This window comes from Kitasatospora sp. NPDC094015, from assembly GCF_040304075.1.
Classification (GTDB): Bacteria; Actinomycetota; Actinomycetes; order Streptomycetales; family Streptomycetaceae; genus Kitasatospora.
The window spans coordinates 151,494-176,477 of the sequence record NZ_JBEOUL010000009.1; the positions used below are offsets into that span (position 1 = coordinate 151,494).

Annotated in this window: 25 protein-coding genes; 8 read left to right on the forward strand and 17 right to left on the reverse strand. The window is 74.3% G+C overall.

The window, feature by feature from the left end; all coding sequences use genetic code 11:
- Positions 1-53 precede the first annotated feature (53 nt).
- Together ABT014_RS14475 and ABT014_RS14480 are read left to right on the forward strand one after the other, a co-directional pair.
- The gene (locus tag ABT014_RS14475) at positions 54-638 is read left to right on the forward strand and encodes a sigma-70 family RNA polymerase sigma factor (protein WP_502894971.1); all 585 of its coding nucleotides are present in this window, start codon (positions 54-56) and stop codon (positions 636-638) included.
- Positions 635-1,309 carry a zf-HC2 domain-containing protein gene (locus tag ABT014_RS14480; protein ID WP_350639054.1) on the forward strand — a complete coding sequence of 225 codons (675 nt, stop codon included), beginning with the start codon at positions 635-637 and terminating at the stop codon, positions 1,307-1,309. Before ABT014_RS14475 ends, ABT014_RS14480 begins: the two co-directional genes overlap by 4 nt.
- A 51-nt stretch (positions 1,310-1,360) precedes the next feature.
- On the opposite strand, the gene ABT014_RS14485 is transcribed toward ABT014_RS14480, so the two are convergent.
- Positions 1,361-1,978, reverse strand: a complete 618-nt coding sequence (locus ABT014_RS14485; RefSeq protein ID WP_350639055.1) for a class I SAM-dependent methyltransferase — start codon at positions 1,976-1,978, stop codon at positions 1,361-1,363.
- A gap of 158 nt (positions 1,979-2,136) precedes the next feature.
- Between ABT014_RS14485 and ABT014_RS14490 the strand changes: the two genes are divergently transcribed.
- Positions 2,137-2,283 carry a hypothetical protein gene (locus ABT014_RS14490; protein WP_350639056.1) on the forward strand — a complete coding sequence of 49 codons (147 nt, stop codon included), beginning with the start codon at positions 2,137-2,139 and terminating at the stop codon, positions 2,281-2,283.
- Between the two features lie 31 nt (positions 2,284-2,314).
- Positions 2,315-2,584, forward strand: coding sequence for a DUF1876 domain-containing protein (locus ABT014_RS14495; protein WP_350639057.1), 270 nt, complete (start codon positions 2,315-2,317; stop codon positions 2,582-2,584).
- Here ABT014_RS14495 and ABT014_RS14500 read toward each other — a convergent pair.
- A complete protein-coding gene (locus tag ABT014_RS14500; protein WP_350639058.1) occupies positions 2,569-3,846 on the reverse strand; it encodes an MFS transporter in 1,278 nt (425 codons plus the stop codon). The genes ABT014_RS14495 and ABT014_RS14500 overlap by 16 nt on opposite strands.
- A gap of 79 nt (positions 3,847-3,925) precedes the next feature.
- Positions 3,926-5,134 (reverse strand): NAD(P)/FAD-dependent oxidoreductase, encoded by a 1,209-nt coding sequence (locus ABT014_RS14505; RefSeq protein ID WP_350639059.1) that lies wholly within the window; start codon positions 5,132-5,134, stop codon positions 3,926-3,928.
- A gap of 167 nt (positions 5,135-5,301) precedes the next feature.
- Between ABT014_RS14505 and ABT014_RS14510 the strand changes: the two genes are divergently transcribed.
- Positions 5,302-6,099, forward strand: coding sequence for a VOC family protein (locus ABT014_RS14510; protein WP_350639060.1), 798 nt, complete (start codon positions 5,302-5,304; stop codon positions 6,097-6,099).
- 75 nt (positions 6,100-6,174) lie between these two features.
- Here ABT014_RS14510 and ABT014_RS14515 read toward each other — a convergent pair whose 3' ends face one another.
- The 3 genes from ABT014_RS14515 to ABT014_RS14525 all read right to left on the reverse strand — a co-directional run bounded on the left by ABT014_RS14515 (position 6,175) and on the right by ABT014_RS14525 (position 8,300).
- Entirely contained in the window at positions 6,175-6,996 is an 822-nt protein-coding gene (locus tag ABT014_RS14515) for a hypothetical protein (RefSeq protein ID WP_350639061.1), read from the reverse strand.
- Positions 6,997-7,077: 81 nt separating this feature from the next.
- Positions 7,078-7,635: a GNAT family N-acetyltransferase gene (locus tag ABT014_RS14520; RefSeq protein WP_350639062.1), complete on the reverse strand. Its 558-nt coding sequence runs from the start codon at positions 7,633-7,635 to the stop codon at positions 7,078-7,080.
- A 47-nt stretch (positions 7,636-7,682) separates the two neighbouring features.
- The gene (locus ABT014_RS14525) at positions 7,683-8,300 is read right to left on the reverse strand and encodes a TetR/AcrR family transcriptional regulator (RefSeq protein ID WP_350639063.1); all 618 of its coding nucleotides are present in this window, start codon (positions 8,298-8,300) and stop codon (positions 7,683-7,685) included.
- 110 nt (positions 8,301-8,410) lie between these two features.
- On the opposite strand from ABT014_RS14525, the gene ABT014_RS14530 reads away from it, so the two are divergent.
- Genes ABT014_RS14530 through ABT014_RS14540 form a run of 3 tightly spaced genes read left to right on the forward strand, consistent with a single transcriptional unit; the run spans position 8,411 to position 10,901 of the window.
- Positions 8,411-9,166 carry an SDR family oxidoreductase gene (locus ABT014_RS14530; RefSeq protein WP_350639064.1) on the forward strand — a complete coding sequence of 252 codons (756 nt, stop codon included), beginning with the start codon at positions 8,411-8,413 and terminating at the stop codon, positions 9,164-9,166.
- The gene (locus ABT014_RS14535) at positions 9,163-9,936 is read left to right on the forward strand and encodes an SDR family oxidoreductase (RefSeq protein ID WP_350639065.1); all 774 of its coding nucleotides are present in this window, start codon (positions 9,163-9,165) and stop codon (positions 9,934-9,936) included. The genes ABT014_RS14530 and ABT014_RS14535 overlap by 4 nt, the downstream gene beginning before the upstream one ends.
- Complete coding sequence (locus ABT014_RS14540) at positions 9,933-10,901, forward strand: NADPH:quinone oxidoreductase family protein (RefSeq protein WP_350639066.1); 969 nt, start codon at positions 9,933-9,935, stop codon at positions 10,899-10,901. Before ABT014_RS14535 ends, ABT014_RS14540 begins: the two co-directional genes overlap by 4 nt.
- A 105-nt stretch (positions 10,902-11,006) precedes the next feature.
- On the opposite strand, the gene ABT014_RS14545 is transcribed toward ABT014_RS14540, so the two are convergent.
- The 11 genes from ABT014_RS14545 to ABT014_RS14595 all read right to left on the reverse strand — a co-directional run bounded on the left by ABT014_RS14545 (position 11,007) and on the right by ABT014_RS14595 (position 24,722).
- On the reverse strand, positions 11,007-12,137 hold the full coding sequence (locus ABT014_RS14545) for an acyl-CoA dehydrogenase family protein (RefSeq protein ID WP_350639067.1): 1,131 nt from the start codon (positions 12,135-12,137) through the stop codon (positions 11,007-11,009).
- On the reverse strand, positions 12,134-13,321 hold the full coding sequence (locus tag ABT014_RS14550) for an acyl-CoA dehydrogenase family protein (RefSeq protein ID WP_350639068.1): 1,188 nt from the start codon (positions 13,319-13,321) through the stop codon (positions 12,134-12,136). The genes ABT014_RS14545 and ABT014_RS14550 overlap by 4 nt, the downstream gene beginning before the upstream one ends.
- A gap of 1 nt (position 13,322) precedes the next feature.
- Positions 13,323-14,546: an acyl-CoA dehydrogenase family protein gene (locus ABT014_RS14555; RefSeq protein WP_350639069.1), complete on the reverse strand. Its 1,224-nt coding sequence runs from the start codon at positions 14,544-14,546 to the stop codon at positions 13,323-13,325.
- A 2-nt stretch (positions 14,547-14,548) separates the two neighbouring features.
- Entirely contained in the window at positions 14,549-15,661 is a 1,113-nt protein-coding gene (locus tag ABT014_RS14560) for a phosphotransferase family protein (RefSeq protein WP_350639070.1), read from the reverse strand.
- A 208-nt stretch (positions 15,662-15,869) separates the two neighbouring features.
- Positions 15,870-17,327, reverse strand: a complete 1,458-nt coding sequence (locus ABT014_RS14565) for a catalase (RefSeq protein WP_350639071.1) — start codon at positions 17,325-17,327, stop codon at positions 15,870-15,872.
- Between the two features lie 169 nt (positions 17,328-17,496).
- Entirely contained in the window at positions 17,497-19,155 is a 1,659-nt protein-coding gene (locus ABT014_RS14570; RefSeq protein WP_350639072.1) for an APC family permease, read from the reverse strand.
- A 494-nt stretch (positions 19,156-19,649) separates the two neighbouring features.
- Positions 19,650-20,405, reverse strand: a complete 756-nt coding sequence (locus tag ABT014_RS14575; RefSeq protein ID WP_350639073.1) for a COG4315 family predicted lipoprotein — start codon at positions 20,403-20,405, stop codon at positions 19,650-19,652.
- A gap of 237 nt (positions 20,406-20,642) precedes the next feature.
- The gene (locus tag ABT014_RS14580) at positions 20,643-21,002 is read right to left on the reverse strand and encodes a hypothetical protein (protein WP_350639074.1); all 360 of its coding nucleotides are present in this window, start codon (positions 21,000-21,002) and stop codon (positions 20,643-20,645) included.
- Between the two features lie 153 nt (positions 21,003-21,155).
- Positions 21,156-21,794 (reverse strand): DJ-1/PfpI family protein, encoded by a 639-nt coding sequence (locus ABT014_RS14585; protein WP_350639075.1) that lies wholly within the window; start codon positions 21,792-21,794, stop codon positions 21,156-21,158.
- Positions 21,795-22,096: 302 nt separating this feature from the next.
- Positions 22,097-23,077, reverse strand: coding sequence for a GlxA family transcriptional regulator (locus ABT014_RS14590; protein WP_350639076.1), 981 nt, complete (start codon positions 23,075-23,077; stop codon positions 22,097-22,099).
- A gap of 208 nt (positions 23,078-23,285) precedes the next feature.
- On the reverse strand, positions 23,286-24,722 hold the full coding sequence (locus tag ABT014_RS14595; RefSeq protein ID WP_350639077.1) for a family 16 glycosylhydrolase: 1,437 nt from the start codon (positions 24,720-24,722) through the stop codon (positions 23,286-23,288).
- Positions 24,723-24,984 lie beyond the last annotated feature (262 nt).

Consider the following 24,984-nt stretch of genomic DNA (forward strand, 5'->3'; position numbering starts at 1 on the left):
AGCGACCGACCGGGACCGGCTCGTTCGGACCCGTCTCGACCTGGAGGCAACGGGTGCGCAAGGATGGCACCGTGACCGACCTTCCCCGCGCCGCCGGACACCTCTCCGGCGGCGGCCCGCCGACGGGCCCGGGGCCGGACGAGGAGCTGATGCGGACGCTCTACCGCGACCACGCCGGCCCCCTGTTCGGCTTCGTGCTGCGGCTGGTCGCGGGCGATCGGCAGCGGGCGGAGGACGTCGTGCAGGAGACCCTGGTCCGGGCCTGGCGCAACATCCACCGCCTCGACGTGGACCACGGCTCCGTCCGGCCCTGGCTGGTGACGGTCGCCCGCCGGATCGTGATCGACGGTCACCGCAGCAGTCTGGCCCGCCCGCGCGAGGTGGACCCGTCACCGCTCGAACTGCTGCCCGCCGAGGACGAACTCGAAAAGGCGCTGCGCTTGATGACCATCTCCGACGCGCTCGACGACCTCAGCCACGCACACCGCGAGGTCATCGTCGCCACCTACCTGAAAGGCTGTACGGTCAATGAGGCGGCAGCCGAACTCGGCATCCCGGCAGGCACAGTCCGGTCCCGGATCTTCTACGCCCTGCGCGCGCTGAAGATCGCGCTGGAGGAGCGAGGAGTGACACCGTGACGTCGCATCAGGACGAGCACCTCGACGTCGGCGCGTACGTCCTCGGCGTGCTCGACCAGGCCGACCGGCTGCGGTTCGAGGCGCACCTGGCCGGCTGCCCGCGCTGCACCGCGGAGGTCGACGAACTCGGCGGCCTGGAGCCGCTGCTGGCCGAACTGGTGGAGGCCGGACCGGTGCTCGAGCAGCCCGGCGACCAGCTGCTCACCCGCCTGGTGGACGAGGTCTCGGCGACCCGGCGGCGCAGCCGGCGCCGGCGGCTGGTGCTGGTCGCGGCCGCGGCCGTGCTGGTGGTCGGCGGGCCCGCCGTGACGCTGGCGGCCACCGCCCAGGACAGCAAGCCCGCCGTCGTGGCCACGCAGCAGTTCAGCGCCACCGACCCGGCCACCGGCGTCTCCGCCACCGTCGGGGTGACCGGGAAGAAGTGGGGCAGCCAGGTCAGCCTGACGCTGTCCGACGTGGCCGGCCCCCAGCAGTGCGACCTGGTCGCGGTCTCCCGCGCCGGCGACCGCCAGACCGTCACCAGCTGGTCGGTGCCCGCGGCCGGTTACGGCAGCGGCGCCTCGCTGCAGACCTCCGGGGGCGCGGCCCTGCAGCCCTCCGAGATCGACCACTTCGAGGTCCGCACGTTGGACGGGAAGCAGCTGCTGGTGTCCGTCCCCACCCGGGTCTGACCCGCCGGGGCGCCCCGGCGGGACCACCCGCCGGGGCGCCCTTCCCGTTCCTCAGGGCGCCACGGCGATGCCCAGCGAGTCGGCGCCCATCGGCTTCGGGGCGCCCTTCTCGTAGAAGACGTCGAGTTCGGTGATGGTGAAGCCGGCCTCGGTGAGCAGGCCGGTGATCGGCCGGGTCAGGTGACAGCCGGCGAACACCCGCTGCTCCAGCGGGTCCAGCCGGTGCTGCCAGCGGCGCACGCCCTCGTCCGGGGCCAGGCCGTGCTCGAGGAAGTGCAGCGCCCCGCCGGGCTTGAGCACCCGCCGGACCTCGCGCAGGGCGGCGACCGCGTCCGGCACGGTGCACAGCGTCCAGGTGGAGAGCGCGGCGTCGTAGGTGGCGTCCGCGAACGGCAGGCACTGGCCGTCCAGCCCGGCGCGCTGCACCAGCACCGGGGTCGCCGCGAGCCGCTTGCCCGCCAGCCGCCACCCCACGTCGGACGGCTCGACCGCGTCCACCCGCGTCACGGCGGGCGGGTAGAAGGGCACGTTCAGCCCGGATCCGAAGCCGATCTCCAGCACCTCGCCCCGCAGGCCCGCACAGACCCGCCGCCGCAGTGGCGCCGACTCCTTCGTCCCGCAGGCGACGTTCACCAGCCGTGGCACGACCTGCTCGGTGTAGATCCCCATGGCGACCTCCGCTGCTCACCCCCAAGTCTGGCACCGGCGGGCCGGGCAGCGGGAGCCCTTCCGGCTCGCCCGCGGGGGGCCGCGCGCCGCACACTGGGAGGTGGAGGAGGCCCCGCGCGCCCGGCCGGTCTGCGGCCGCCGTCGTGTGGGCGGATGCCATGTCGAACACCCCGTTGCTCTGCCCCCGCTGCGGTCGTCCCCAGCGGATGGTGCCCGGCGGTCCCGAGCGGCCCGCCAAGGCGGTGCACGCCGACACCGGCCGGGAGGACTGCGACCCGGCCCCGGCCGGCCGGCCGCCGCAGTGAACGCAGGACGGCACACCCAGGAGGTGCTGCGATGAGAACCCTGGTCGGATGGCACATCGAGATGGAGTTCCAGGAGGAGGGCGACCGCACCAAGGCGGTGGCCATGGTCCGCCTCGCCGACGGGACCGAGGTGCGCTCGCACGGCTACAGCACCCGGCACCACGCGGACGCCCCGCAGCTGCGGGTCGGCGAGGAGGTGGCCGGGGCCCGCGCGCTGAACGACCTCGCCATGCAGCTGCTCACCAAGGCGCACGACGAGCTCAAGTCGACGGTGAAGGTGCCGGACTACCCGCTGATGTGAGGCTCCCCGAGCCGGCTCCCGGCCGCCGTGCCCGCGACGGGGTGGCCGGGGGCCAGGGCGGTACGGGAGCGCTCGGCCCACCGCACGGCGGGCCCCATCGCGGCCCCCGCCAGCGCGAACACCCCGCCCAGCACCAGCCAGCCCGGCGCACCCCAGCCGATGATCAGCCAGGTCAGCAGCAGCGGTCCGACCGTCCTGGCGACCGCCACCCCGCTGCCGAAGAAGCCCTGGTACTGGCCCTGCTGGTCGGCCGGTGCCAACCCGAAGCCGATCTCCCAGGAGCCGGCGGCCAGCAGCATCTCGCCGCCCACCTGGAGCGCGGCCGACACCAGCAGCACCCCGGCCGCCGCCCACGGCGCCGAACCGGAGGCGGACAGCGCGAACCCGGCGCAGGAGGCGGCCAGCACCAGGCCGGCGAACCGCACGGAGCGGGCGGCGGTGCGCAGCCCGTCCACCCGGCCGGCCACCCGGACCTGGAACAGCACCACGCTCACCGTGTTGAGCACCAGCAGCGCCGCCGCCGTCCACCCGGGGGCGGCGGTGCGCTGCACCGTCCACAGCGGCAGGATCAGCGACAGCAGCGGCATGTAGAGCAGCAGCACCGAGTTGACCGGGGCGACCAGCGCGTACGGCCGGTCGCGCAGCACCGCCAGCCGGGGCCCGGCGCCGGCGGCGGCCGGTGCGGGCGGCGCCGCGGGCAGCCGGCGCAGCAGGACGGCCGAGCCGAGGAAGCTCAGCGCGTCCACGGCCAGCACGGTGAGGTAGGCGGCGCGGGTGTCGAAGTGCAGGGCCACACCGCCGAGCGCGGCGCCGACGGCCAGCCCGGCGTTGACCGTCGACTGGAGGTGGGCGCGGGCGGTGGTCCGCTCCGCCGGTGGCACCAGCGCGGCCAGCAGTGCCTGCCGGGCCGCCGCCAGGCCGCACTGCGCGCAGCCGTACAGCACGGCGGCGGCCAGGAAGACCGGGTACGAGCGGGCGGTGAGGAACACCCCGACGGCGCCGGCGGTGGCCACCGCGAGCAGGGCGGCGACGCCGCGCGGGCCCCGGCGGTCGGCGAGGTGGCCGAGCGGCACCCCGGCCAGCGCACCCACGGCCCAGCCGAGGGTCAGCCCGAAGCCGATCCGCGGCGCGCTCAGCCCCACCACCCGGCTGAAGTAGAGCGCGGAGCAGACCAGGAACGCGCCGTCCCCCACCGCGTTGGTCAGCTGGGCGGCGGCCAGCCGCCGGGCCGGTCCGGCCGGCGGGATCAGTCTGCTGCCCATCCGGGCCCCCTCCCTGGATCAGTGCCTGCACCCTAGGGGATGCCGCCGACGGCCGGGAGGGGGCACCGGGGGAGCGGGGTCAGAGCAGGTCCGCCAGCGGCACGCCGCCGTCGGTCAGCTCGGCCGGGTCGACCGGGCGCCCGGAGCGGACCAGGTCGCGGATCGGGTCGGTGACGTCCCAGACGTTGACGTTCATCCCGGCGACCACCCGGTCGCCGGCGAGCCAGAACGCGATGAACTCCCGGGCGGCGACGTCCCCGCGGAAGACCACCCGGTCGTAGCCGCCCGGCTCGGCGTACCCGGTGTACTCCATCCCGAGGTCGTACTGGTCGGTGAAGAAGTACGGGACCCGGTCGTACACGGCGTCCCGGCCGAGCATCGAAACCGCCGCCACCTTGGGCTGGTTGAGCGCGTTGGCCCAGTGCTCGACCCGGATCGGCCTGCCGTAGAGCGGGTGGAAGGCGTTGGCGACGTCGCCGGCGGCGAACACGTCGGGGTGCGAGGTGCGCAGGTGCTGGTCGGTGCGCACGCCGTTGTCGACCTCCAGGCCGGCCGCCTCGGCGAGCGCGGTGTTCGGGCTGATGCCGATGCCGACCAGGACGGTGTCGGCCGGCACCAGATCGCCGCCGGCCAGCCGGACGCCCTGCTCGGTGATCTCCTCGACCTGGACGCCGAACCGCAGGTCCACGCCGTGCGCCCGGTGCAGGTCGGCGAAGACCTGGGCGACCTCGCGGCCGAGCACCCGCAGCAGCGGCAGCTCCGCGGACTCCAACACGGTCACCTGCGCGCCGGCGACGCTTGCGGCCGCCGCGGCCTCCAGGCCGATCCAGCCCGCGCCGATCACCACGATCCGCGCGCCGGGCCGGAAGTCCGCGCGCAGCCGGTCGCTGTCGCCGACCCGGCGCAGGTGGCGCACCGCCTCCCGGTCGCCGCCGGGCACCGGGATCCGGCGCGGCGAGGAGCCGGTGGCCAGCAGCAGTTTCGACCAGCCGAGGCTGCTGCCGTCGGCCAGGGTCACCGTGCGGGCCCCGAGGTCGACGGCCGTGGCGGCGGTGCCCAGCCGCAGGTCCACGCCGTTGTCGGCGTACCAGTCCGCCGGATGGACGAAGATCTTCTCCCGTTCGGTGCTGCCCTGCAGGTAGCCCTTGGAGAGCGGCGGGCGCTCGTAGGGCCGCTCGGTCTCGTCGCCGATCAGCACGAGGGGGCCGTCGTAGCCCTCCGCGCGCAGCGCTTCGGCGGCCTTCGCCCCGGCCAGGCTCGCGCCCAGGATGACGTATGAGGTGTCCATATCCGGCTCCCTACCCCGTTGTTCCGACCGCCCATCACACCCGAGCCGGGTCGGCCGCGCCGGGCAGGCTCGCCGGGGCGGATCGGCCGGGCCGCGGGCGCAATCCGGCACGAACCGTCGGGCACGCCCTAGGCTGAGGTCGGCACGACCGGAAGGAGTAGCTCCGAATGGGTGATCCGATGGGCGAGAAGACGGTCAGGGTGCGCTGCGTCCCGGGGGCGCCGTGCTTCGTCAGCCTGACGGCCAGGGACCTCGACCTCGCGCAGGCGTTCTACGGCCCGCTGCTCGGCTGGGCCTTCGAGGCCGGGCCCGACCGCTGGGGCCCGTACCTGCGGGCCGTGGTGGACGGCATCGAGGTGGCGGGCATCGGCGCGCTCGGCGGTGACTGGGACGTCCCGGTGGCCTGGACGACCATCATCGGCACCGAGAGCGCGGACCGGTCCGCCGACGGGGTCCGCGAGCGCGGCGGCACGGTGGCGGTGGGTCCGCTGGCCTTCGACGCCGGGCGGATCATCCTGGCCTCGGACACCGCGGGGGCGGCCTTCGGCATCTGGGAGGGCGAGCCGGCGGCCGAGAGCTGGATGGCGCAGCCCGGCACCCCGTCCTGGCTCGAACTGCGCACCCCCGACCCGTTCGCGGCGGCGCTGTTCTACGGCGAGGTGTTCCGCTGGGACGGCCGCGACCCGGCGCACTTCGAGGTGCGTTACGAGCACGAGCGGGTGGTGCTGCGGGTGGAGGGCCGGAGCGTGGCCGCGCTGCGCGGGTCGGAGCCGGGGCTCGGCCCGCACTGGGAGGTGTTCTTCGCGGTCGCCGACACGGAGTCGGCGGTGCGTCAGGCCGTCGAGCTGGGCGGCAAGGTGGTCGGCGACCCCTCGGACTCCCCGTACGGGCGGGTGGCCCGGCTGTGCGACCCCGAGGGGGCGCTGTTCTCGGTGATCGGCCCGCTCGGCGGCGGCCGGGACTGACCGGCGGCCGCCCGGCGGGGGCGGCGGGGAGCGTCGGGGATGGCCGAGCGGGATCGGCCGGCGGCCGGCCGGGCGTCAGGGGTGGCGCAGGCCCGCGAACAGCCGGTGCATCGCCTCGGGCAGCTCGTCCGGGCAGCTCACCGGGTGGTGGTACTCGAACCGGGCGTCCAGCAGCTGGGCGCCGGTGCCGATCAGCCGGACCCGCAGGCCGAAGCGGTCGAGGGCGACCGGCTGGACGCTGTCGAGCGCGCCGATCGGGCCGGGCCAGGCGTGCCGGCCGGAGGGGCGGTCGAGCGCCCGGGCGCCGAGCAGGGCCAGCTGTTCGGGGTGGGCGGCCGCCAGGTGCTGGAGCAGCGAGGCCTCGTCGGCGGCGACCGGGTCGGGCTCGGCGCGGGCGAAGGCGTCCAGGTCGATGCAGCAGTCCGAGCCCCAGAGGTCCTCCACCGCGAGGTGGTCGAGCTCCAGGCGCAGCAGCGCGTGGCCGGCGGCGGGGCGGCGGGGGAAGAGCTGGGCGATCCGCTCGGTGCCCTCGGACGGGAGCAGGGTCAGCCGCCCGTGCGCGTGGGCCCGGGCGCGGATCCGCTGCGGGACGGCGACCGGGGCCACGTCCACCGCCTCCAGCTCTGCGGGGACCTCCTCGGTGCGCGCCAGCGCGACCACCCGGTGGAGCGGGGAGGAGGCCTCCACCAGGACCGCGACCGCACCGTCGGGCAGTCCGGCGCAGTTGACCAGCGGCGGGATGCCGGGCCGGTTGACCAGGTCGATGCCCGGTACGTCGACCACCACGGAGGAGGCGAACTGCAGGATCGTCCGGGCGCGCTCGGCGGCCGTCGGCGCGGTGCGGCGGGGCTCGACGCGGTCGGCGACGCGGGTCGGCGGGTTCTCGGCGTGGGGCATCCGTCCTCCTCGTTTCTTAGGTGAGCCTAACCTAAGGATCGAGGTGGGGGGAAGATGCCGCGCGCCGGGGCGGCTCCGGGCTCAGCCGGGGTGGCGGTCGTTGAGGATCTTCTGGAACAGCACGTGGTCCCGCCACTCCCCGTCGACCAGCAGGAACTTCGGCGCGGTGCCGATCACCTGGAAGCCGCTCTTGAGCAGCACCCGCTGCGAGCCCGGATTGTCGGTCGCCGCCCCGGCCTCCAGCCGGTGCAGCCCGAGCTGCTGGTCGGCGGCCCGGCAGACCAGCGTCACGGCCGCGCTGGCCAGGCCGCGGCCGGTGTACCCGGCATCGATCCAGTAGCCGAGGTTGGCGCTGTGCAGCGGCCCGCGCACCACGTTCGACAGCGTCACGGTGCCGACCACCTCGCCGCCGCCGACCAGCACGTACGGCGCCTGCCGGCCGGCCTCGCGCTGCTCCAACTGCTCGAACAGCCGGGCCGCCTGGCCGGCGGGGGTGAAGAACTCCTCGTCCCGCCGCGGGTCCCAGCGGCGCAGGTGGTCGCGGTTGCGCAGGTAGGCCCGGAGCAGCGCGGGGGAGTCGTCCTCGGCGACCGGGCGGAGCTGGACGTCCGGGGCGACGGCGACGGCGTGGAACATCATCGGATCACCGTACTCCGGCGGCACTGCTCGGGAGGGCCCGGCCCGGGTCAGGCCGGCGTGCCGGCGCCGAGCATCCGCAGCACCAGCACCCCGTAGCGGCGGCCCAGTTCCTCCGGTGGCTCGCTGCTGCGCTCGGTGTACCAGCGGGAGACGTCGATGCCCAGCGAGGTGACGGCGCGGGCGGCGGTGCGCGGGTCGGGCACCTCGAAGACGCCCGCGGCCACCCCGCGCTCGATGATCCGGCGAACCGTTTCCTCGATCCGGATCCGCAGCTCCGCCACCGCCGCGAAGGTCTCCTCCGGCAGCGCGTGCAGCTCGTGGTTGACGATCCGCCCGACCGTGTGGCCGCGCGCGTGCCAGCTGGTGAACTCCTCCACCAGGACGCGCATCTGCCGGACCGGATCGGTGCTCGACGCCTCGGCCCGCTCGACCAGGTCCAGGGTGGCCTGGTGCCCGGTGCGGCTGATCTCGGCGAGCAGCGCGGCCTTGGAGGGGTAGTGGATGTACAGCGCGGCCGGGCTCATCCCCGCCGCGGTCGCGATGTCCCGGGTGGTGGTGGCGTGGTAGCCGCGCCGGGCGAAGGAGTCCACGGCCGCCAGCAGCAGCCGCCGGGGGGCCTCAGTGCCTTCGCCGGGCCACAGGTCGGCGGTTGCTCGGTCAGTCATGGGCCAATCCTCGCAGAGGGTTCACGGCCGGGCGGCTCGGCCTGTTGACAGTGTGGCCCCACGCCAAGATGCTGAGCAAGCGCTTAGTCACCCTCTCGAAAGGTACGGCGATGACCTCCTCCCTCAAGGGCCAGGTGGCCGTGGTCACCGGAGCCAGCCGGGGCATCGGCCTCGGCATCGCCCGCGAACTCGTCCAGCGCGGTGCCCGGGTCTGCATCACGGCCCGCAACGCCGAACCGCTGGACGACGCCGTCCGCGACCTGGGCGGCGCCGACCACGCGATCGCGGTGGCCGGCAAGTCCGACGACCCGGTCCACCAGGAGGAGGCCGTGGCCCGCACCATGGAGGCCTTCGGCCGGCTCGACCTGCTGGTCAACAACACCGGCATCAACCCGATCTACGGATCGGTGCTGGACGCCGACCCGGCCGCCGCGGCCAAGATCCTGGCGGTCAACGTGCTGGCCCCGCTCGCCTGGACCAGGCTCGCGCACGCCGCCTGGATGGGCGAGCACGGCGGCGCGGTGGTCAACGTCTCCTCCATCGCCGGGCTGCGCGCCTCGCGCGGCATCGGCATGTACGGCGTCAGCAAGGCCGCCCTGATCCGCCTCACCGTCGAGCTGGCCGCCGAACTCGGCCCCGACATCCGGGTCAACGCGGTCGCCCCCGCCATCGTCAAGACGCAGTTCGCCGAGGCGCTGTACGAGGGCCGGGAGGAGAAGGTGATCCGGGCCTACCCGCTCGGCCGGCTCGGCGTGCCCGAGGACGTGGCCGGGGCGGTCGCCTTCCTGCTCTCCGCCGACGCTGCCTGGATCACCGGCCAGACCCTGGTCGTCGACGGCGGCGTGACCCTGGGCGGTGGCCTGTGAGCGCCCGCCGGGTGGTGGTCACCGGCGCCGGCCGGGGCATCGGCGAAGCACTCGCCACCGCCTTCGCCGCCCGCGGCGACCGGGTGGTGGTCAACGACCTCGACGCCGCCGCGGCCGAGGCGGTCGCCGCCCGGATCGGTGCCGTCGCCGCACCAGGCGACGCCGCCTCCGGCGAGGGGATCGCCGCGCTGCTCGCCACCGCCCGCCGCGAACTCGGCGGGGTCGACCTGTACTGCGCCAACGCCGGCGTCGCCCCCAAGGGCGGGGCGGACGCCGCCCCCGAGGCCTGGTCCCAGGCCTGGGAGGTCAACGTGATGGCGCACGTCCGGGCGGCCGAACAGCTGCTCCCGGAGTGGCTGGAGCGCGGCGAGGGCCGCTTCCTCGCCACCGTCTCCGCCGCCGGCCTGCTCACCATGCTCGGCTCGGCGCCCTACGCGGTCACCAAGCACGGCGCGCTGGCCTTCGCCGAATGGCTGTCCGCGACCTACCGCCACCGCGGCGTGCGGGTGCACGCGCTCTGCCCGCAGGGCGTGCGCACCGACATGCTGGCCTCGACCGGCGAGATCGGGCAGGCCCTGCTCGCGCCCACCGCGATCGAGCCCGCCGAGGTCGCCGAGGCGGTGCTGCGGGCGATCGCGGCCGAGGAGTTCCTGATCCTCCCGCACACCGAGGTCGCCGACTACTACACCGCCCGCGCCACCACCCCCGACCGCTGGCTGGCGGGGATGAACCGGCTGCAGCAGGGCCTCGAGGAAGGGGCGGCGCGATGAGGGCCTGGCAGGTCGGCGCACTCGGCGAGCCCGCCGAGGTGATGCGCCTGGCGCAGGACGTGCCCACACCGGTACCGGCCGAGGGGCAGCTGCTGGTCCGGGTCCGGGCCGCGGCCGTCAACTTCCCGGACGCGCTGATGTGCCGGGGCCACTACCAGGTGCGCCCGCCGCTGCCGTTCACCCCCGGCGTGGAACTCTGCGGCGAGCCGGTCGACGGCGACCTGGCCGGCACCCGGGTGATCGGCACCCCGCTGCTGCCCGCCGGAGCCTTCGCCGAGTACGCCCTGATGGACGCCGCGGCCGTCTTCCCGGCCCCCGAGGCGCTGGACGACGCCGAGGCCGCCGCGCTGCACATCGGCTACCAGACCGCCTGGTTCGGCCTGCACCGCCGGGCCGCGCTGGCCGCCGGCGAGACGCTGCTGGTGCACGCCGCCGCCGGCGGGGTCGGCAGCGCCGCCGTCCAGCTCGGCAAGGCCGCCGGGGCGCGCGTGATCGCCGTCGTCGGTGGCCCCGGAAAGGCGGCGGTGGCCGCGGAGCTGGGCGCCGACCTGGTGATCGACCGGCACGCCGAGGACTTCGTCGGCGCCGTCCGGGCGGCCACCGGCGGCCGCGGGGCCGACGTGGTGTTCGACCCGGTCGGCGGGGAGGCCTACACCGGCTCCACCAGGTGCGTCGCCTTCGAGGGCCGGATCCTGGTGGTCGGCTTCGCCAGCGGCACCATCCCCGCGCCCGGGCTCAACCACGCGCTGGTGAAGAACTACTCGGTGCTCGGGCTGCACTGGGGCCTGTACAACGAGCGCGACCCGCAGGCCGTCCGGCAGGCCCACCGGGAGCTGACCGAGCTGGCCGTCAAGGGCGTGGTGCGCCCGCTGGTCAGCGAGCGGCTGCCGTTCGAGCGCGCCGCCGAGGGCGTCCAGCGGGTCGCCGACGGCACCAGCACCGGGCGGATCACCGTCCTGCCCTGAGCGCGCGATCGAGAGCCTGAGGCCCTGAGCGCGCGCACGAGGCGCTGAGTACGAACGCGAGGGAGGGGGCCACCGCCGGCGGTGACCCCCTCCCTCGTGCCGTCGTTACGCGGTCCGGCCCACCGGCCCCGGCAGGTCGACCAGTTCGGCCAGCGCCGCGCGGTGGGACCCGGGCGTGCCCAGCGCGATCTGGTCCGCCTTGGCCCGCTTCAGGTACAGGTGCGCCGGGTGCTCCCAGGTCATCCCGATCCCGCCGTGCAGCTGGACGCACTCCTCCGCCGCGCGCACCGCCAGCGCCCCGCAGTGCGCCTGGGCGAGCGCGACCGCCACCGCCGCGTCCGGATGGTCGGTCGCCAGCGTGTCAGCCGCGTACCGCGCCGCCGCCCGCGCCCCGACCGTCTCCAGCCAGAGGTCGGCCAGCCGGTGCTTGAGCGCCTGGAACGAGCCCAGCCGCCGGGCGAACTGCCGGCGCTCCTTCAGGTACTCGACTGTGGTGGCCAGGCACCACTCCGCCAGCCCCAGCTGCTCCGAGGCGAGCAGCCCGGCCCCGGTCAGCAGGGCCCGGTGCAGCGTCGCCACGGCCGTGGCGCCGGTGGCGAGCAGTCGGCCGGCCACCCCGTCCAGCGTCAGGTCCGCCAGCGGCCTGGTCAGGTCCAGCGAGGTGCGCCGCGCCAGCCGCAGACCCGTCGCGCCCGCCGGTACCGCGTACAGCGCGGGGCCGTCCGGGCCCTCGGCCGGGACCAGCAGCACGCCGGCCGTCAGCGCGTCGGCCACCGAGGTGACCCGGCCGCTCAGCGCGCCGCCCGGGTCCGCCCGCACGCCCGTCGGGAAGGCGCTCCCCGGCGCGGTCGACAGCGGCACCGCCACCGCGGCGGTCACCGTGCCCGCCGCCACCTCGGCCAGCAGCCCGTCCTGCGGGCAGGCGGCCAGCAGCAGCGTCCCGGCCAGCACCGCGCTGCCCAGGAACGGCACCGGGGCGACCCGGCGGCCCAGCTCCTCCAGCACCACGGCGGTCTCCCGCAGGCCCGCGCCCGCGCCGCCGTACTCCTCCGGCACGTGCAGCCCCGCCACCCCGAGCTCCACCGCCAGGGTGCGCCACAGCGCCGGATCGTACGGCTCCGGGCCTTCGCAGCGCGCCAGCACGGCCGACGGCGGGCAGCGGTCGCCGAGCAACGCCCGTACGCTGGCGCGGAGTTCCTCCTCGATCTCGGAGTAGAGCAGATCGGGTGCGGTCATCGCGGAAGCTCCTTCCAGGGGGTGTCGGTGTCGGTCCGGGGTTCGGCGGGCAGGCCGAGCACCCGCTCGGCGATGATGGTGCGCAGGATCTCCGAGGTGCCGCCCTCGATCGAGTTGCCCTTGGCCCGCAGGTAGCGGTACCCCGCCTCGCGGCCGGTGAAGTCGACCAGCTCCGGGCGGCGCAGCGACCAGTCGTCGTAGCCGAGGCCCTCCTCGCCGAGCAGCTCCACCTCCAGACCGCTCAACTCCTGGGCCAGCCGGGCGAAGGCCAGCTTCATCGCGGCGCCCTCCGGCCCCGGCTGCCCGACCGCGAGCTGCTGGCGCAGCCGCTCCCCGGCCAGCCGGGCCACCTCGGCGTCCGCCCAGGCCTTCAGCAGCCGCTGGTGCAGGTCGTGGGTGCGCAGTTCGGGCCGCTCCCGCCAGGTGGCGGCCACCACGCCGACCATGCCGCCCTCGCGCGGCATCGCCTGGCCGCCGATCGCCACCCGCTCGTTGTTGAGGGTGGTCCGGGCGATCTGCCAGCCCTCGCCGACCGCACCCAGCCGGTGCGCGTCGGGGATCCGCACGCCGGTCAGGAAGACCTCGTTGAACTCCGCCTCGCCGGTGATCTGCCGCAGCGGGCGGACCTCCACCCCGGGGTCGGTCATGTCGCAGACGAAGTAGCTGATCCCGCGGTGCTTGGGCAGGTCGGGGTCGGTCCGGGCGATCAGGATGGCCCAGCGGGCGGTGTGCGCGCCGGAGGTCCACACCTTCTGGCCGTCGACCAGCCAGCCGTCGCCGTCACCGTCGCCCTCGCGCACCGCCCGGGTGGCCAGTGCGGCCAGGTCGGAGCCGGCGCCCGGCTCGGAGAACAGCTGGCACCACACCTCCTCGCCCGTCCACAGCGGCCGCAGGAAGCGCTGCTTCTGCTCCTCGGTGCCGTGCCGCAGGATGGTGGGCGCGGCCATCCCGAGGCCGATGCCGTTGCGCCTCGGGTCGTTGTCCGGCGCGCCGGCGGCCGCCAACTCGGCGTCCACCAGCGCCTGCAGGGCGCGCGGCGCACCGAGGCCGCCGAGCCCGACCGGGTAGTGCACCCAGGCCAGACCGGCGTCGAAGCGGGCCCGCAGGAACGCGGCCGGATCGGTGCCGGCCGGATCGTGCTCCGCCAGCAACCGCCGTACCCGGTCGCGGAGTTCGGCCTCCATCTCAGCTCCTCCCGCTCTGCCGGCGCTTCAGCTCGCGACGCGCCAGCGACCGCTTGTGCACCTCGTCCGGCCCGTCGGCCAGCCGCAGCGTCCGATTGGCCGCCCACAGCCGGGCCAGCGGGGTGTCCTGGCCGACCCCGGCCGCGCCGTGCGCCTGGACGGCCTTGTCGAGGATCCACTCCACCGTGGCCGGCACGGCGATCTTGATGGCCTGGATCTCGGTGTGCGCGCCCCGGTTGCCGACCGTGTCCATCAGCCAGGCGGTCTTCAGCACCAGCAGCCTGGCCTGCTCGATCCGCACCCGGGACTCCGCGATCCAGTCCTGCACCACGCCCTGCTCGGCCAGCGGCCGGCCGAACGCCACCCGGTCGGTGACCCGGTCGCACATCAGCTCCAGGGCCCGCTCGGCCACCCCGAGTGCCCGCATGCAGTGGTGGATCCGGCCCGGGCCGAGCCGCGCCTGCGCGATCGCGAAGCCGGAACCCTCGGCGCCGATCAGGTTCCCGGCCGGCACCCGGACGTCCTCGAACACCACCTCGGCGTGCCCGCCGTGGTCCTCGTCCCGGTACCCGAACACCGTCATACCGCGCCGGACGGTGACCCCCGGGGTGTCCCGCGGCACCAGGATCATGCTCTGCTGGCGGCGCGGGTCGGCCTCCGGATCGGTCTTGCCCATCACGATGAAGATCCGGCAATTCGGGTTCATCGCACCGGAGATGTAGAACTTGCGGCCGTTCACCAGGTAGTCGTCGCCGTCCCGGGCGATGCTGGTGGTGATGTTGGTGGCGTCCGAGGAGGCCACGTCCGGCTCGGTCATCGCGAACGCCGAGCGGATCTCGCCGGCCAGCAGCGGCTCCAACCACTGCTTGCGCTGCGCCTCGTCGCCGAACTCGGCCAGCAGCTCCATGTTCCCGGTGTCGGGGGCGGCGCAGTTGAGGGCGGCGGGGGCCAGCAGCAGCGAGCGGCCGGTGATCTCGGCCAGCGGCGCGTACTGCAGGTTGGTCAGGCCGGCGCCGTGGCTGCCCGGGAGGAAGAGGTTCCACAGCCCGCGCGCCTTGGCGGCCGCCTGGAGTTCCGCCACCACCGGCGGTACGGTCCACGGTTCCCGGGCGGGATCGGTGAGTTGGGCCTCCAGCACCGGCTCGGCCGGGTACACGTGCTCGGCCATGAAGGCGAGCAGCTGCCCGCGCAGCTCCTCGGTGCGGGCGTCGTAGGAGAAGTCCACGGTCAGTGCTCCTTCAACTTGAGCGAGGCGAGGCCGAACCGGACGAAGGCGGGCACCAGTTCACCGACCCGGTCGAAGCCGGGGCCGACGGTGGCGCCGGTGGTCCAGCGGTAGTGGATGCCCTCCAGCACGACGGCGAGCTTGAACGAGGCGAAGCCGACGTACCAGCCGAGCGTGCCCACGTCCCGGCCGGAGCCCTCGGCGTACCGGGCGACCAGCTCGTCGGTGGCGGGGAAGCCCGGGGCGAGCACGGCGCCGGGCAGCACGCCGTCGAAGCGGCGGGCCAGTTCGACGTACATCACCAGCAGGCCGAGGTCGGTCAGCGGGTCACCGACCGTGGACATCTCCCAGTCCAGCACGGCGGTGATCCGGTCCTCGGCGTCCACCAGCACGTTGTCCAGCCGGTAGTCACCGTGCACCAGCGCGGGCGCGGGCGACAGCGGGAGGGCGGCGGCCAGGTGCGCCTGGAGCTCGTCGATGCCGGCCACCTCGCGGCTGCGGGAGGCGGCCAGCTGCTTGCCCCAGCGGCCCAACTGCCGCTCCAGGAAGCCCTCCGGGCGGCCGAAGTCGGCCAGGCCGATGCGCTGCGGGTCCAGCGCGTGCAGCTCCACCAGGGTGTCCACCAGGTGCAGGCCGAGGCGGTGCACCCGCTCCTCGCCGAGCCCGGCGAACTGCTCGGTGTCGCGGTAGACGGTGCCCGGTGCGCACTCCATCAGGTAGCACGGGGCGCCGGTCACCGCCTCGTCCTCGATCAGCAGCAGCGGCTCGGGCACCGGGACGCCGGTCGGGTGCAGGGCGCCCAGCACCCGGAACTCGCGGGCCATGTCGTGCGCGGTGGCCAGTACGTGGCCGAGCGGGGGGCGCCGCAGCACCCAGCGGCCGGAGCCGTCCTCCAGCAGATAGGTCAGGTTCGACCGGCCGCCCTCGAACAGCCGGGCGCGCAGCTCGCCGGTCAGCAGGCCGGGCAGCTCGCGGTCGATCCGTTCGCGCAGCCGCGCGAGGTCGAGGCCGGGCAGATCCGGACCGGGCAGGTCGGGGCCAGGCAGGTCGGGGCCAGGCAGGTCGGGACCGGGCAGGTCGTCCGGGACGCCGGGGGCGTCCGATGCGTCGCTCATGGGCTGCTGGGGCTCCTCGCCTGGGTCGGACGGTATGACTAAGCGCTTGCTTAGAATCCCTGCGAGGCGTCCCCGTTGTCAACGGCCCGGGCCGGCCGCGGCGGGCCTCGCGGGCCCGCGCACGGCGGCGGGGGCGCGGTGGTCCGCGCCCCCGCCGGGGTGGTCCGGCCTTGTACTACGGCCGGGGTGGTGCGGCCCGTGCGGGCGGTTACCCGACGCCGACCCGGGTGGCGACCCGGTCGCCGAGGTCCTTGTCCACGTTGCGCCAGTACTGCACGGCCCGTGCCAGGACGGGCGCCGAGACCCCGTTCTGCAGGTGGCCGGTGATGTTGGTGACCAGCCGCTCGCGGGCGGCGTCGTCCAGCACCTCGCGGACCATGGTCCCGGCCTGGCCCCAGTCGTCGTCCTCCTGGTGCAGCGGGTACCCCTCGCGGATCATCCGCCCCGCCACGTCCCAGCCGAGCGGGGCGCCCCACAGCTCGGGTTGCGCCGCCGGCCCGCCGTAGGAGTTGGGCGCGTACGGCACCTCGGCCCGGGAGGCCTCGAAGCGCATCGGGCCGTCCTTGGCGTACGAGTGCACCGGCACGTGCGCGCGGTTGGGCGGCAGCTGGGCGTAGTTGGGCCCGATCCGGTACCGGTGGGTGTCCGGGTACGAGAAGATCCGGCCGAGCAGCATCTTGTCGGGCGAGACGCCGATGCCGGGCACCAGGTTGGACGGCTCGAAGGCGGCCTGCTCGATGTGCACGTGGTAGTTGTCGGGGTTGCGGTTGAGCGTCATCCGGCCGACCTCGATCAGCGGGAAGTCGCCGTGCGGCCACACCTTGGTCAGGTCGAACGGGTTGAAGCGGTAGCTCCACGCCTCCTCGTACGGCATCACCTGCACGTACAGCGTCCAGGACGGGTGCTCGCCGGCGCCGATCGCGTCGTACAGGTCGCGCAGGTGCGCGTCGGTGTCCTCGCCGGCGATCCGGTCGGCGTCCGCCTGGGTGAGGAACTCGATGCCCTGGTCGGTCTTGAAGTGGTACTTCACCCAGAACCGCTCGCCGTCGGCGTTGACCCACTGGTAGGTGTGCGAGCCGTACCCGTTCATGTGGCGCCAGGACTTCGGGATGCCGCGGTCGCCCATCAACCAGGTGACCATGTGTGCCGATTCGGGCGACAGCGTCCAGAAGTCCCACTGCATGTCGTTGTCGCGCAGGTGGTTGTCGGGGCGGCGCTTCTGCGAGCGGATGAAGTCCTGGAACTTGATCGGGTCCCGGACGAAGAACACCGGGGTGTTGTTGCCGACCAGGTCGTAATTGCCCTGCTCGGTGTAGAACTTCAGGGCGAACCCGCGCGGGTCGCGCCAGGTGTCCGGGGTGCCCAGCTCGCCGGCGACGGTGGAGAACCGCGCCAGCATCTCGGTCCGCTTGCCCGGTTGGAACAGGTCGGCCACCGTGTACCGGCTGATGTCCTGGGTGACCTCGAAGATCCCGTAGGCGCCGCCGCCCTTGGCGTGCACCACCCGCTCAGGGACCCGCTCGCGGTTGAACTGGGCCATCTTCTCGATCAGGTAGTGGTCGTGCAGCAGGATCGGGCCGACCGGGCCCGCGGTCAGCGAATCCGCGTCGCTCTCGACCGGGACGCCGGCGTTGTTGGTGGTGTACGGGACGTGTGCGTCGGACATGGCGGCAAGGCCTCCTGGGCGGTCGCGCGGCACCGGGGCGTACCTGCGGGGCCGGGCAGCGGGCGCTCCGCTGCGGCCGTCTCCCACTGGACCACCGCCCGCCGGGCCCCACAACCGCAGAGCCCGGCCGGTGGGCACCGGCCGGGCTCTGCGGGGGGACGCGGGACGGTCAGTGACCGCCCTCGTCGACCACCTCGACGTCCTCGATCATCTGCTCGATCAGGTCGGCGGGGAGCGCGACCCGGGTCGCCCAGGCGTAGATGCCGGTGGCGAAGATCGCGACCACGGCCATGTCCCACCACATCGGCAGGTGGCCCTGTCCGTCGCCGAAGCTGCCCTGCCAGGAGATCACGCCGAGACCGATCAGGTAGGCCGGCAGCCACTGGGCGGCACGCCAGTCCAGCTTGGGCGCGTTCGGCAGACCCTTGCGGGTGGCGTACGCGGCGTACGAGCCGAGCAGCACGTAGCCGAGCACGATCGCGATGCCGAGGCGGGCCAGGGTGTGCCAGCCGGTCCAGTAGATGATCAGGCTGGCGACCACGAAGGACAGCGGGGCGATCACGGCACCGCCGGGCAGGCGGTACGAGCGCTCACGCTGCGGCAGGCGGCGGCGCAGCGCGCCGAAGGCGAGCGGGGCACCGGCGTACATCAGCACCGAGGCGGAGGTGATGAAGCCGACCAGCTCCTGCCAGCTCGGGAACGGGAGGAAGCAGATCACGCCGGTCAGGAAGGAGATGGTCAGACCGAACCACGGCACGCCGCGGCGGTCGACCCGCTCGAACAGCTGCGGGGCGTAGCCGTTCTTGCTGAGGCCGTAGGAGATCCGGGAGGTGGAGGTGGTGTAGATCAGGCCGGTGCCGCCGGGGGAGATGATGGCGTCCACGTACAGCACCCAGGCCAGCCAGCCCAGGCCCACGGTGGTGGCGAGGCCGGCGAACGGGCCGCTGATGCCGGGGAAGTCGAGGTTCTCCCAGCCGTTGGCGAACGCGGTCGTGGGGAGCGCGGCGATGAACACGACCTGGAGCAGGACGTAGATCATCGTGCCGATGGCGACCGAGCCGAGCACGGCGCGCGGGATGTCGCGCTTGGGGTTCTTGCTCTCACCGGCCAGCTGGATCGCCTGCTCGAAGCCGAGCAGCGCGAAGATGATGCCGCTGGTGCTGATCGCGGCCAGGATGCCCTTGGTGCCGAACGGGGCGAAGCCGTGCGAGGTGAAGTTGCCGCCGTGGAAGTTGCTCACGGCCAGCACGAAGATGGCGAACAGCGGGACGAAGATCTTCAGCCAGGTGGCCGCGCTGTTGGTGTGCGAGAGCACCCGGACACCGAGGAAGTTCACCGCGACGAAGATGCCCATCAGGAACACCGCGACGATGAAGCCGCTGGTGGTGAGGGTGCCGTTGGCGGCGAGGAAGCCCTTGGCCCACGAGAAGTGGTTGGCGTAGCCGATCATGGCTTCGACCTCGATCGGCGCGACCGTCGCGGCCTGCAGCCAGGAGAACCAGCCGAAGGACATGCCGGCCAGGCCGCCGAAGGCGTAGTGCGGGTAGCGGGCGGTACCGCCGGCCACCGGGAACATGCCACCGAGCTCGGCGTGCACGAACGCCAGCAGGATGATCGCGACCGCGCCGATGCCCCAGGAGACGAGCGCCGCCGGGCCGGCGACCATGACGGCGTTCTTCGCGCCGTACAGCCAGCCGGAGCCGATGATCGAGCCCACGGAGGCCCAGAGCAGACCGATCAGCCCGACCTCGCGGCGCAGCGAACGGCTGCGACCTGGCGAACCGGTCGGTGGGGCGGCGGACGGGGCGAGCTGGTCGACAGAAGCCATGGGGAAGGGAACCTCTCGGTGAATGGCAGGTGGAGGTTGAGAGTTGCCCAAGGCTAGGGCGGCGACGCCGCCGCACAACAGACGCGAAGCCGAATAGTTACATTCACGGGGGCGATTTCACCGGTGCTGCACAATTCGTCGCTGCACGTGTATCTCCGCAGGTCAGACCGGTCACCGCAGAGATTTGAGGAATATTTGAGAATTCGGGTGAGGTGGTATCGGTTCCCGGGTGCCTGTATAGCCATGAGGCTGGAGGGGTCGGTTCCGGCCGGGGTGCGGGGGTGCCACGGCACGGATTTATACAGGAACCGGTCGATGGTTGAGGCGGTGCAGGATCGGGCGCGTGGGCGCCGAACTGCTGTGCGGGTGGGGCGGTGGAGCTGCTGGTTCGGTGGGGATCGGGAGGTGACTCACCGGTGTTACCGGGCAGTTGGGGCCGGTGGTGGGTGCTCTTTCGTGGGGGTGGGGGTGGGGGTGGGGGCCGGCCGGCGGGGTCAGTTGGTGCTGTCCTCGGCCGGGGCGGCGGTCGTGACGGGGTGGCCGGAGGCGTCCGCGGCGTACCAGAGGCCGCCGAACCGGGTGAGGCTGTGGCCGAGCACGTCCCCGGCCGCCGTGTCCTCGGCGCAGAGGTAGAGCGGACGCCCGTTGTAGAGGACCTGGACCGCGCCGTCGGCGCGGACGCTCGTACCGAGCAGCCCCTCGTCGGCGCCCGAGCCGGCCACCGGCACGCCCGCGGTGGTGAGCGGGGGCAGGGCGGCGGCGCAGGCCTCGTAGCAGGTCGACATGGTGGAGGTGTCGCCCTCGAACACGTAGAGGGTGCGGCCCTGGGCGTCGACCAGTACCGGACCGAGGGAGCCGGCGCCCGCCACCGAGACGGCGGCCCCCGGCTGGCTGCCCGGGGCCGGGGCGGCCGGGGCTGCCGAGGTGCCGGGGGCGGGGGCGCTTGCGGCGGGGCTGGGGGCGGACGGGTCGGCGGGACCCGCGGGGCTCGCGGAGGCGCCCGGGGCCGGGCTTCCGGTGGCGGGGGCCGACGGGGCGACCGGTCCGGTGGGGGCCACGGGGGCGGCCGGGTTGACCGGTGCGGCCGGGGCGATCGCCGGCTCGGGCGGCGGGGTGGCGGTCGCCGTGACGGTCACCGTCGGCGCCGGGGCGGTGGCGGGCAGCGGACGCCACTCGTTCGCGCAGCTGACCACGGCGGCAGTCAGCAGGACGGCCATCGAGACGGTCGCTGCCAGGTGGGTCAGGCGCATGCGCTGCTCCTCGGGCCGGTGGTGGCGCTTTCCTCCACTACCTCCCGGCGGGCCGCGCTCGGCCACTCCAGGCGCGGGATCGTCATCGCCTGGGGGGAACGGATTGCCCTGGATGGTTGATCGCGCCGTCGCGGCGGGCGCGGGATCGGGGCGGGGTGTGCTGGGGCCGGGCGGCGTGCGGGCCCGAGGTCCGGGTGCTCGGGTGCTCGGGTGCGTCGGTCCGCGCGGGTGCCGGGGTCAGCTCGCGGCGGCGCTGTCGTCCTCGGTGTCGTCCGCGTCGTCCGCGTCGTCCGCGTCGTCCGCCGTGTCGTCGGACCCGGTGGTGGGCGGGGTCGGCCCCGCGTCCGGGGCGTGCTCGGCCGACCAGACGGTCAGGTCGCCGCCGCGCCACCCGACCAGCTCGGGGTCGGAGAGATCCGGTTCCTCGACGCCGGCCCGCCGGACGAACTCCGCCACGTCCGCCACCGCGAACGCCTTGCCGACCGTCCGCCCGTAGATCTCCACCCGCCGGTACGGTCGGGCGCCCCGGGTGGGCGGGCGCACCACGACCGGCGGGTGGAAGATGTCCCCGCTGCTCCTGCCTTGTGTCTCGCCCATGCATCCAGTGTCGCTCTCCCCCGGCGGGACCGGCGGGGGAGAGCGATCCGCGGCGCTTGCCGGGGAGCGGGGACCGGGGGCGCTCCCCGGTGCGACCGTCGCCGGCCGGAGGTCGGGCGGAGGTCGGCCGGGGGTCGGGCGGAGGCCAGGCGGTCAGGCGGTCAGGTATGCCGAGGCGCGCTCGCGCAGGTCCGCGACCAGGTCGGCGGGTGCCGTGGCCGGGGTGCCCGCCTGGTACGGCGGTTCGGGGGCGTACTCGGTGAGCAGCTGGATCGCCTGGGCGGTGCGGTCGCCCGCGATCCGGCCGGCGAGCAGCAGGGCGAGGTCGATCCCGGCGGACACGCCGGCGGAGGTCGCGTACTTGCCGTCGACGACCGTGCGATCGGTGGAGGGGGTTGCGCCGAACGTGGGAAGTTGGTCGAGCGCCAGCCAGTGCGAGGCGGCGGTCCGGCCCGCCAGCAGGCCGGCGGCGGCGAGCAGCAGCGAGCCGGTGCAGACCGAGGTGGTCCAGGTGGTCGTCGCGTCGACCGTGCGGATCCAGTCGAGCAGCGGCTCGTCGGACATCAGCGCGGTCTGACCCGGGCCGCCCGGCAGCAGCAGGATGTCGGCCGAGCGGACCTCGGTGAGCGAGTGGTCGGCCACCAGGGCGAGGGCGCCGGTGTCGGCCCGGACCGGCCCGCTGCGGGCGGCGGTGAACCGCACCTCCGCGCCGGGCAGGCGGGACAGCACCTCGTACGGGCCGACGGCGTCGAGGGCGGTGAAGCCGTCGTAGAGCAGGATCGCGATCTGCATGGGTGTGACCGTTCTCGTTGGGGCCGACATTTGCTTGATCGTGAATGCTTGCGGTTCGGTGAATGCTTCCGGCTTGGTGAATGCTCGCGGTGTGGTAACTGTTTGCGATTTGGTGAATGCTTGCGATGGCGTGAATGGTTGCACTAGTCCAAACATTTGCATTTCGGTGAATGGTTGCGCATGAGTGAACAGTCGCGGACGGGTGAACAAGCGCCCGGCAGCAACCATTCACGCGCACGTGAACATCCACGCGGCCGTGAGCAGGGTTGGGCAACCTGAACGGGTAGGCCCGCTCGGCCCGTTCAGCCCGCCTGGCGCAGCGGCGCCGGCGAGCGGAAGCGCCGCCGGTACTCCGACGGCGGGACGCCGATCCCGCGGACGAAGGCGCGCCGCATCGCCTCGGTGGAGCCGTACCCGGCGGCCCGCCCGATCCCCTCGACCCCCTGCCCGGTCTCCTCCAGCAGGCGGCGGGCGGTCTCCAGCCGCACCCCGTCGACGTACCGGCCGGGCGGCACCCCGACCTCTGCCGCGAACGCCCGCGCGAACTGCCGTGGTGACAGTGCCGCCCGCGCGGCCAGCGCGCCGACCGAGAGGTCGGCGGCCGGGTTCTCCCCGATCCACCGCTGGACCTCGCGCAGCGGCTGCCGTTCGGCGAGCTGTCCGGCGAGCTGGTTGCTGAACTGGGCCTGGCCGCCCGGCCGGCGCAGGTACATCACCAGGTGACGGGCGATGGCGAGGGCCGGTGCCCGGCCGAGGTCCTCCTCCACCAGCGCGAGCGCCAGGTCGATCCCGGCGGTGACGCCCGCCGACGTCGAGACCCGGCCGTCCCGGACGAAGATGGGTTCCGGGTCGAGCCGGACGGCCGGGAACCGGCGGCCGAAGGTGGTGCAGTACGCCCAGTGGGTGGTGGCCCGGTGCTCGTCCAGCAGTCCGGCCTCCGCCAGCAGGAAGGCGCCGGTGCAGACCGAGACGACCCGCTCCGCCTCGGCGCCGAGCCGGGCGACCCGCTCGACCAGATCAGGTGCGGCCGGGCCGCGGGTGCCGCGCCCGCCGGGCACCAGCAGGGTGTGCGGCGTCCGGGCCAGGTCCAGGTCCTCGTCCGGCACCAGGGTCAGGCCGCTGGACGTGCGGATCGGCCGCCCGCCCGGGCTCGCGGTGCGCACCCGGTAGCCGTCCGGGGCACCGCCGCGCGTCCGGGCCGCGCTGAACACCTCGAGCGGGCCGGTGACATCGAGGCTCTGGACCTCGTCGAACAGGACGATGAGCACGTCGCGGTCGGGCATGACCTCAGCCTGACAGCGCCGGTCCGGCGGCAGCAAGGTCGTGCTTCCCACGTTTCCTGCCATCGCCTGCGGGCGAGGGCGTCCGGGGCGCCGGCACCGCCCCCGGGAACGCCGGAGGCCGACCCGCCGGCCCCGGCTGTGGGGGCGGGGCGACGGGTCGGCCCGGGGGCAACGCCGTTCGGGGTGAACGGCGTTGCGGGGGGTGTGGTCAGTGCTGCCAGACGCGCACGTAGTCGACCTGCATGTCGGCCGGGGCGACGGTGTTGCCGCTGGTGCTCTCGACCGCGTTGTTGAGGATCAGGTACTGCGGCGAGTTGCTGATGCCGGTGGTGATCTGGCCGACCTTCACGCCGTCGTAGTAGTAGGTCACCGAACCGGGCGCCCACTCCGCGCCGTAGGTGTGCCACCCGGTGAAGGTGCCGGGGGCGCAGGAGCCGGGGCCGCCGGACGGCGAGTGGTAGTGGTAGCAGGCCTTGCCGCCGAGGCCCTCCATGATGTCGTTCTCACCGTCGGCGGGCCAGTTCTGACCGTCGGTCCAGAACGCCGGCCAGTTGGCGACGTTCGAGCCGGCGGCGGGCAGGTAGATCCGGGCCTCGAAGGCGCCGTAGGTGAACTGCGCCTTGCCGTTGCTCTGCACCATGCCGGAACGGTACGGGTAGGTCTTGCCGTTGGCGGTGGTGCTCTGCTGGACGGCGGTGAGGTGCAGGCTGCCGCCGCTCACGGTGGACTGCGAGGGCGCGTACGCGGCCTGCTCGGAGGTGTTCACCGGCGGGGTGGTGCAGGTGGCGCAGCCCAGCCAGTTGGGGGTCCACTTGGCGGGGTCGACGGTCGAGCCGTTGAACTCGTCGGCGAACACCGAGTGCCAGCTGCCGGCGATGCCGGCCGGGCCGCCGCCGGGGGCGGTGGTGGCGCTGGGGCTGGGGCTGGGGGTGCCGGTGGGGCTGGGGGTGAGCGTCGGCTTGGCCGAGGCGGACGGCGTCGCGGTCGGGCCGAGCGTCGGCTTGGCGGTCGGCGAGGCCGTCGGGCTGGGCGCCAGCGTCGGCCTGCTGCTCGGCGACGAGGTCGACGGGCTCGACGGGCTCGACGGGCTGGCCGTCGGGGTCGAGGAGGGCGTGGCCGACGGCTTCGGGGTCGCCGTCGCGGTGGGCGCCTTGGTGGGCGTGCCGCTCGGGGAGGGCGTCGGGCTCGGCGTCGGGGTGACGGTGGAACCGTCGGACGTGAAGGTGGCGGTCGGCGTGAGGTTGTGCCAGGTGTTGTTCGCCTTGTACGCCACGAAGTACTTGTAGGTGCCGGCGGGGAAGGTCCGCGCCTCCGGCCGGAAGGTCTGCTGGGACGTCGTGAGGGTGCCGGACACCGCGCCGCGGAAGTCGTAGTTGGCGCCCTTGGCGTCGCGGACCGCGATGGTCAGCGACTGGACCGGCAGGGTGCGGGCGGAGTGCAGCGCGGCCGTGGCGGTCACCTGCGTGGTGCTGCCCGGTGCGGCGGGGGTGATGGTGAGGGAGTCCACGACCACCGGCTCGGCGTTGCGGGCCGGGGCCGCCCACGCGGCGCCTCCGGCGCCGACGGCGGCGACCGCGAGGCCGATGGCGAGCACCCGACGGCGGACGACCCGCGCCGGGCGGCGGTGCTTCGAGTGTCTGGGCATGCTGTGGGGGGAGCCTTTCGTTTCCCCCCTCGGACACGACCGGACCACGCCCCGGCAGGGGAGGCGGTGGTCCGTTCAGTCGAGGAGCCTGCGGGACGCGACCGCCGCCGCGCAAGCTCGATCGGGCGGTCCTTCGACGGCGATCAGGTCGTACACCCGCCTAAAACCGCTGGTGGGCGCGGTGCCGGCGGACCTGCGCGGGCCGCCTGTGACATCGACCACAGGTGGCGTTGGTCTCAAGGGAGTTGGCGGGCAGATCGGC

Coding starts and splice junctions, on each gene's coding strand:
- ABT014_RS14485 (WP_350639055.1), bottom strand. CDS start 1,978: ATGGGGATCTACACCGAGCAGGTCGTGCCACGGCTGGTGAACGTCGCC.
- ABT014_RS14490 (WP_350639056.1), top strand. CDS start 2,137: ATGTCGAACACCCCGTTGCTCTGCCCCCGCTGCGGTCGTCCCCAGCGG.
- ABT014_RS14495 (WP_350639057.1), top strand. CDS start 2,315: ATGAGAACCCTGGTCGGATGGCACATCGAGATGGAGTTCCAGGAGGAG.
- ABT014_RS14500 (WP_350639058.1), bottom strand. CDS start 3,846: ATGGGCAGCAGACTGATCCCGCCGGCCGGACCGGCCCGGCGGCTGGCC.
- ABT014_RS14505 (WP_350639059.1), bottom strand. CDS start 5,134: ATGGACACCTCATACGTCATCCTGGGCGCGAGCCTGGCCGGGGCGAAG.
- ABT014_RS14510 (WP_350639060.1), top strand. CDS start 5,302: ATGGGTGATCCGATGGGCGAGAAGACGGTCAGGGTGCGCTGCGTCCCG.
- ABT014_RS14515 (WP_350639061.1), bottom strand. CDS start 6,996: ATGCCCCACGCCGAGAACCCGCCGACCCGCGTCGCCGACCGCGTCGAG.
- ABT014_RS14520 (WP_350639062.1), bottom strand. CDS start 7,635: ATGATGTTCCACGCCGTCGCCGTCGCCCCGGACGTCCAGCTCCGCCCG.
- ABT014_RS14525 (WP_350639063.1), bottom strand. CDS start 8,300: ATGACTGACCGAGCAACCGCCGACCTGTGGCCCGGCGAAGGCACTGAG.
- ABT014_RS14530 (WP_350639064.1), top strand. CDS start 8,411: ATGACCTCCTCCCTCAAGGGCCAGGTGGCCGTGGTCACCGGAGCCAGC.
- ABT014_RS14540 (WP_350639066.1), top strand. CDS start 9,933: ATGAGGGCCTGGCAGGTCGGCGCACTCGGCGAGCCCGCCGAGGTGATG.
- ABT014_RS14545 (WP_350639067.1), bottom strand. CDS start 12,137: ATGACCGCACCCGATCTGCTCTACTCCGAGATCGAGGAGGAACTCCGC.
- ABT014_RS14550 (WP_350639068.1), bottom strand. CDS start 13,321: ATGGAGGCCGAACTCCGCGACCGGGTACGGCGGTTGCTGGCGGAGCAC.
- ABT014_RS14560 (WP_350639070.1), bottom strand. CDS start 15,661: ATGAGCGACGCATCGGACGCCCCCGGCGTCCCGGACGACCTGCCCGGT.
- ABT014_RS14565 (WP_350639071.1), bottom strand. CDS start 17,327: ATGTCCGACGCACACGTCCCGTACACCACCAACAACGCCGGCGTCCCG.
- ABT014_RS14570 (WP_350639072.1), bottom strand. CDS start 19,155: ATGGCTTCTGTCGACCAGCTCGCCCCGTCCGCCGCCCCACCGACCGGT.
- ABT014_RS14575 (WP_350639073.1), bottom strand. CDS start 20,405: ATGCGCCTGACCCACCTGGCAGCGACCGTCTCGATGGCCGTCCTGCTG.
- ABT014_RS14580 (WP_350639074.1), bottom strand. CDS start 21,002: ATGGGCGAGACACAAGGCAGGAGCAGCGGGGACATCTTCCACCCGCCG.
- ABT014_RS14585 (WP_350639075.1), bottom strand. CDS start 21,794: ATGCAGATCGCGATCCTGCTCTACGACGGCTTCACCGCCCTCGACGCC.
- ABT014_RS14590 (WP_350639076.1), bottom strand. CDS start 23,077: ATGCCCGACCGCGACGTGCTCATCGTCCTGTTCGACGAGGTCCAGAGC.
- ABT014_RS14595 (WP_350639077.1), bottom strand. CDS start 24,722: ATGCCCAGACACTCGAAGCACCGCCGCCCGGCGCGGGTCGTCCGCCGT.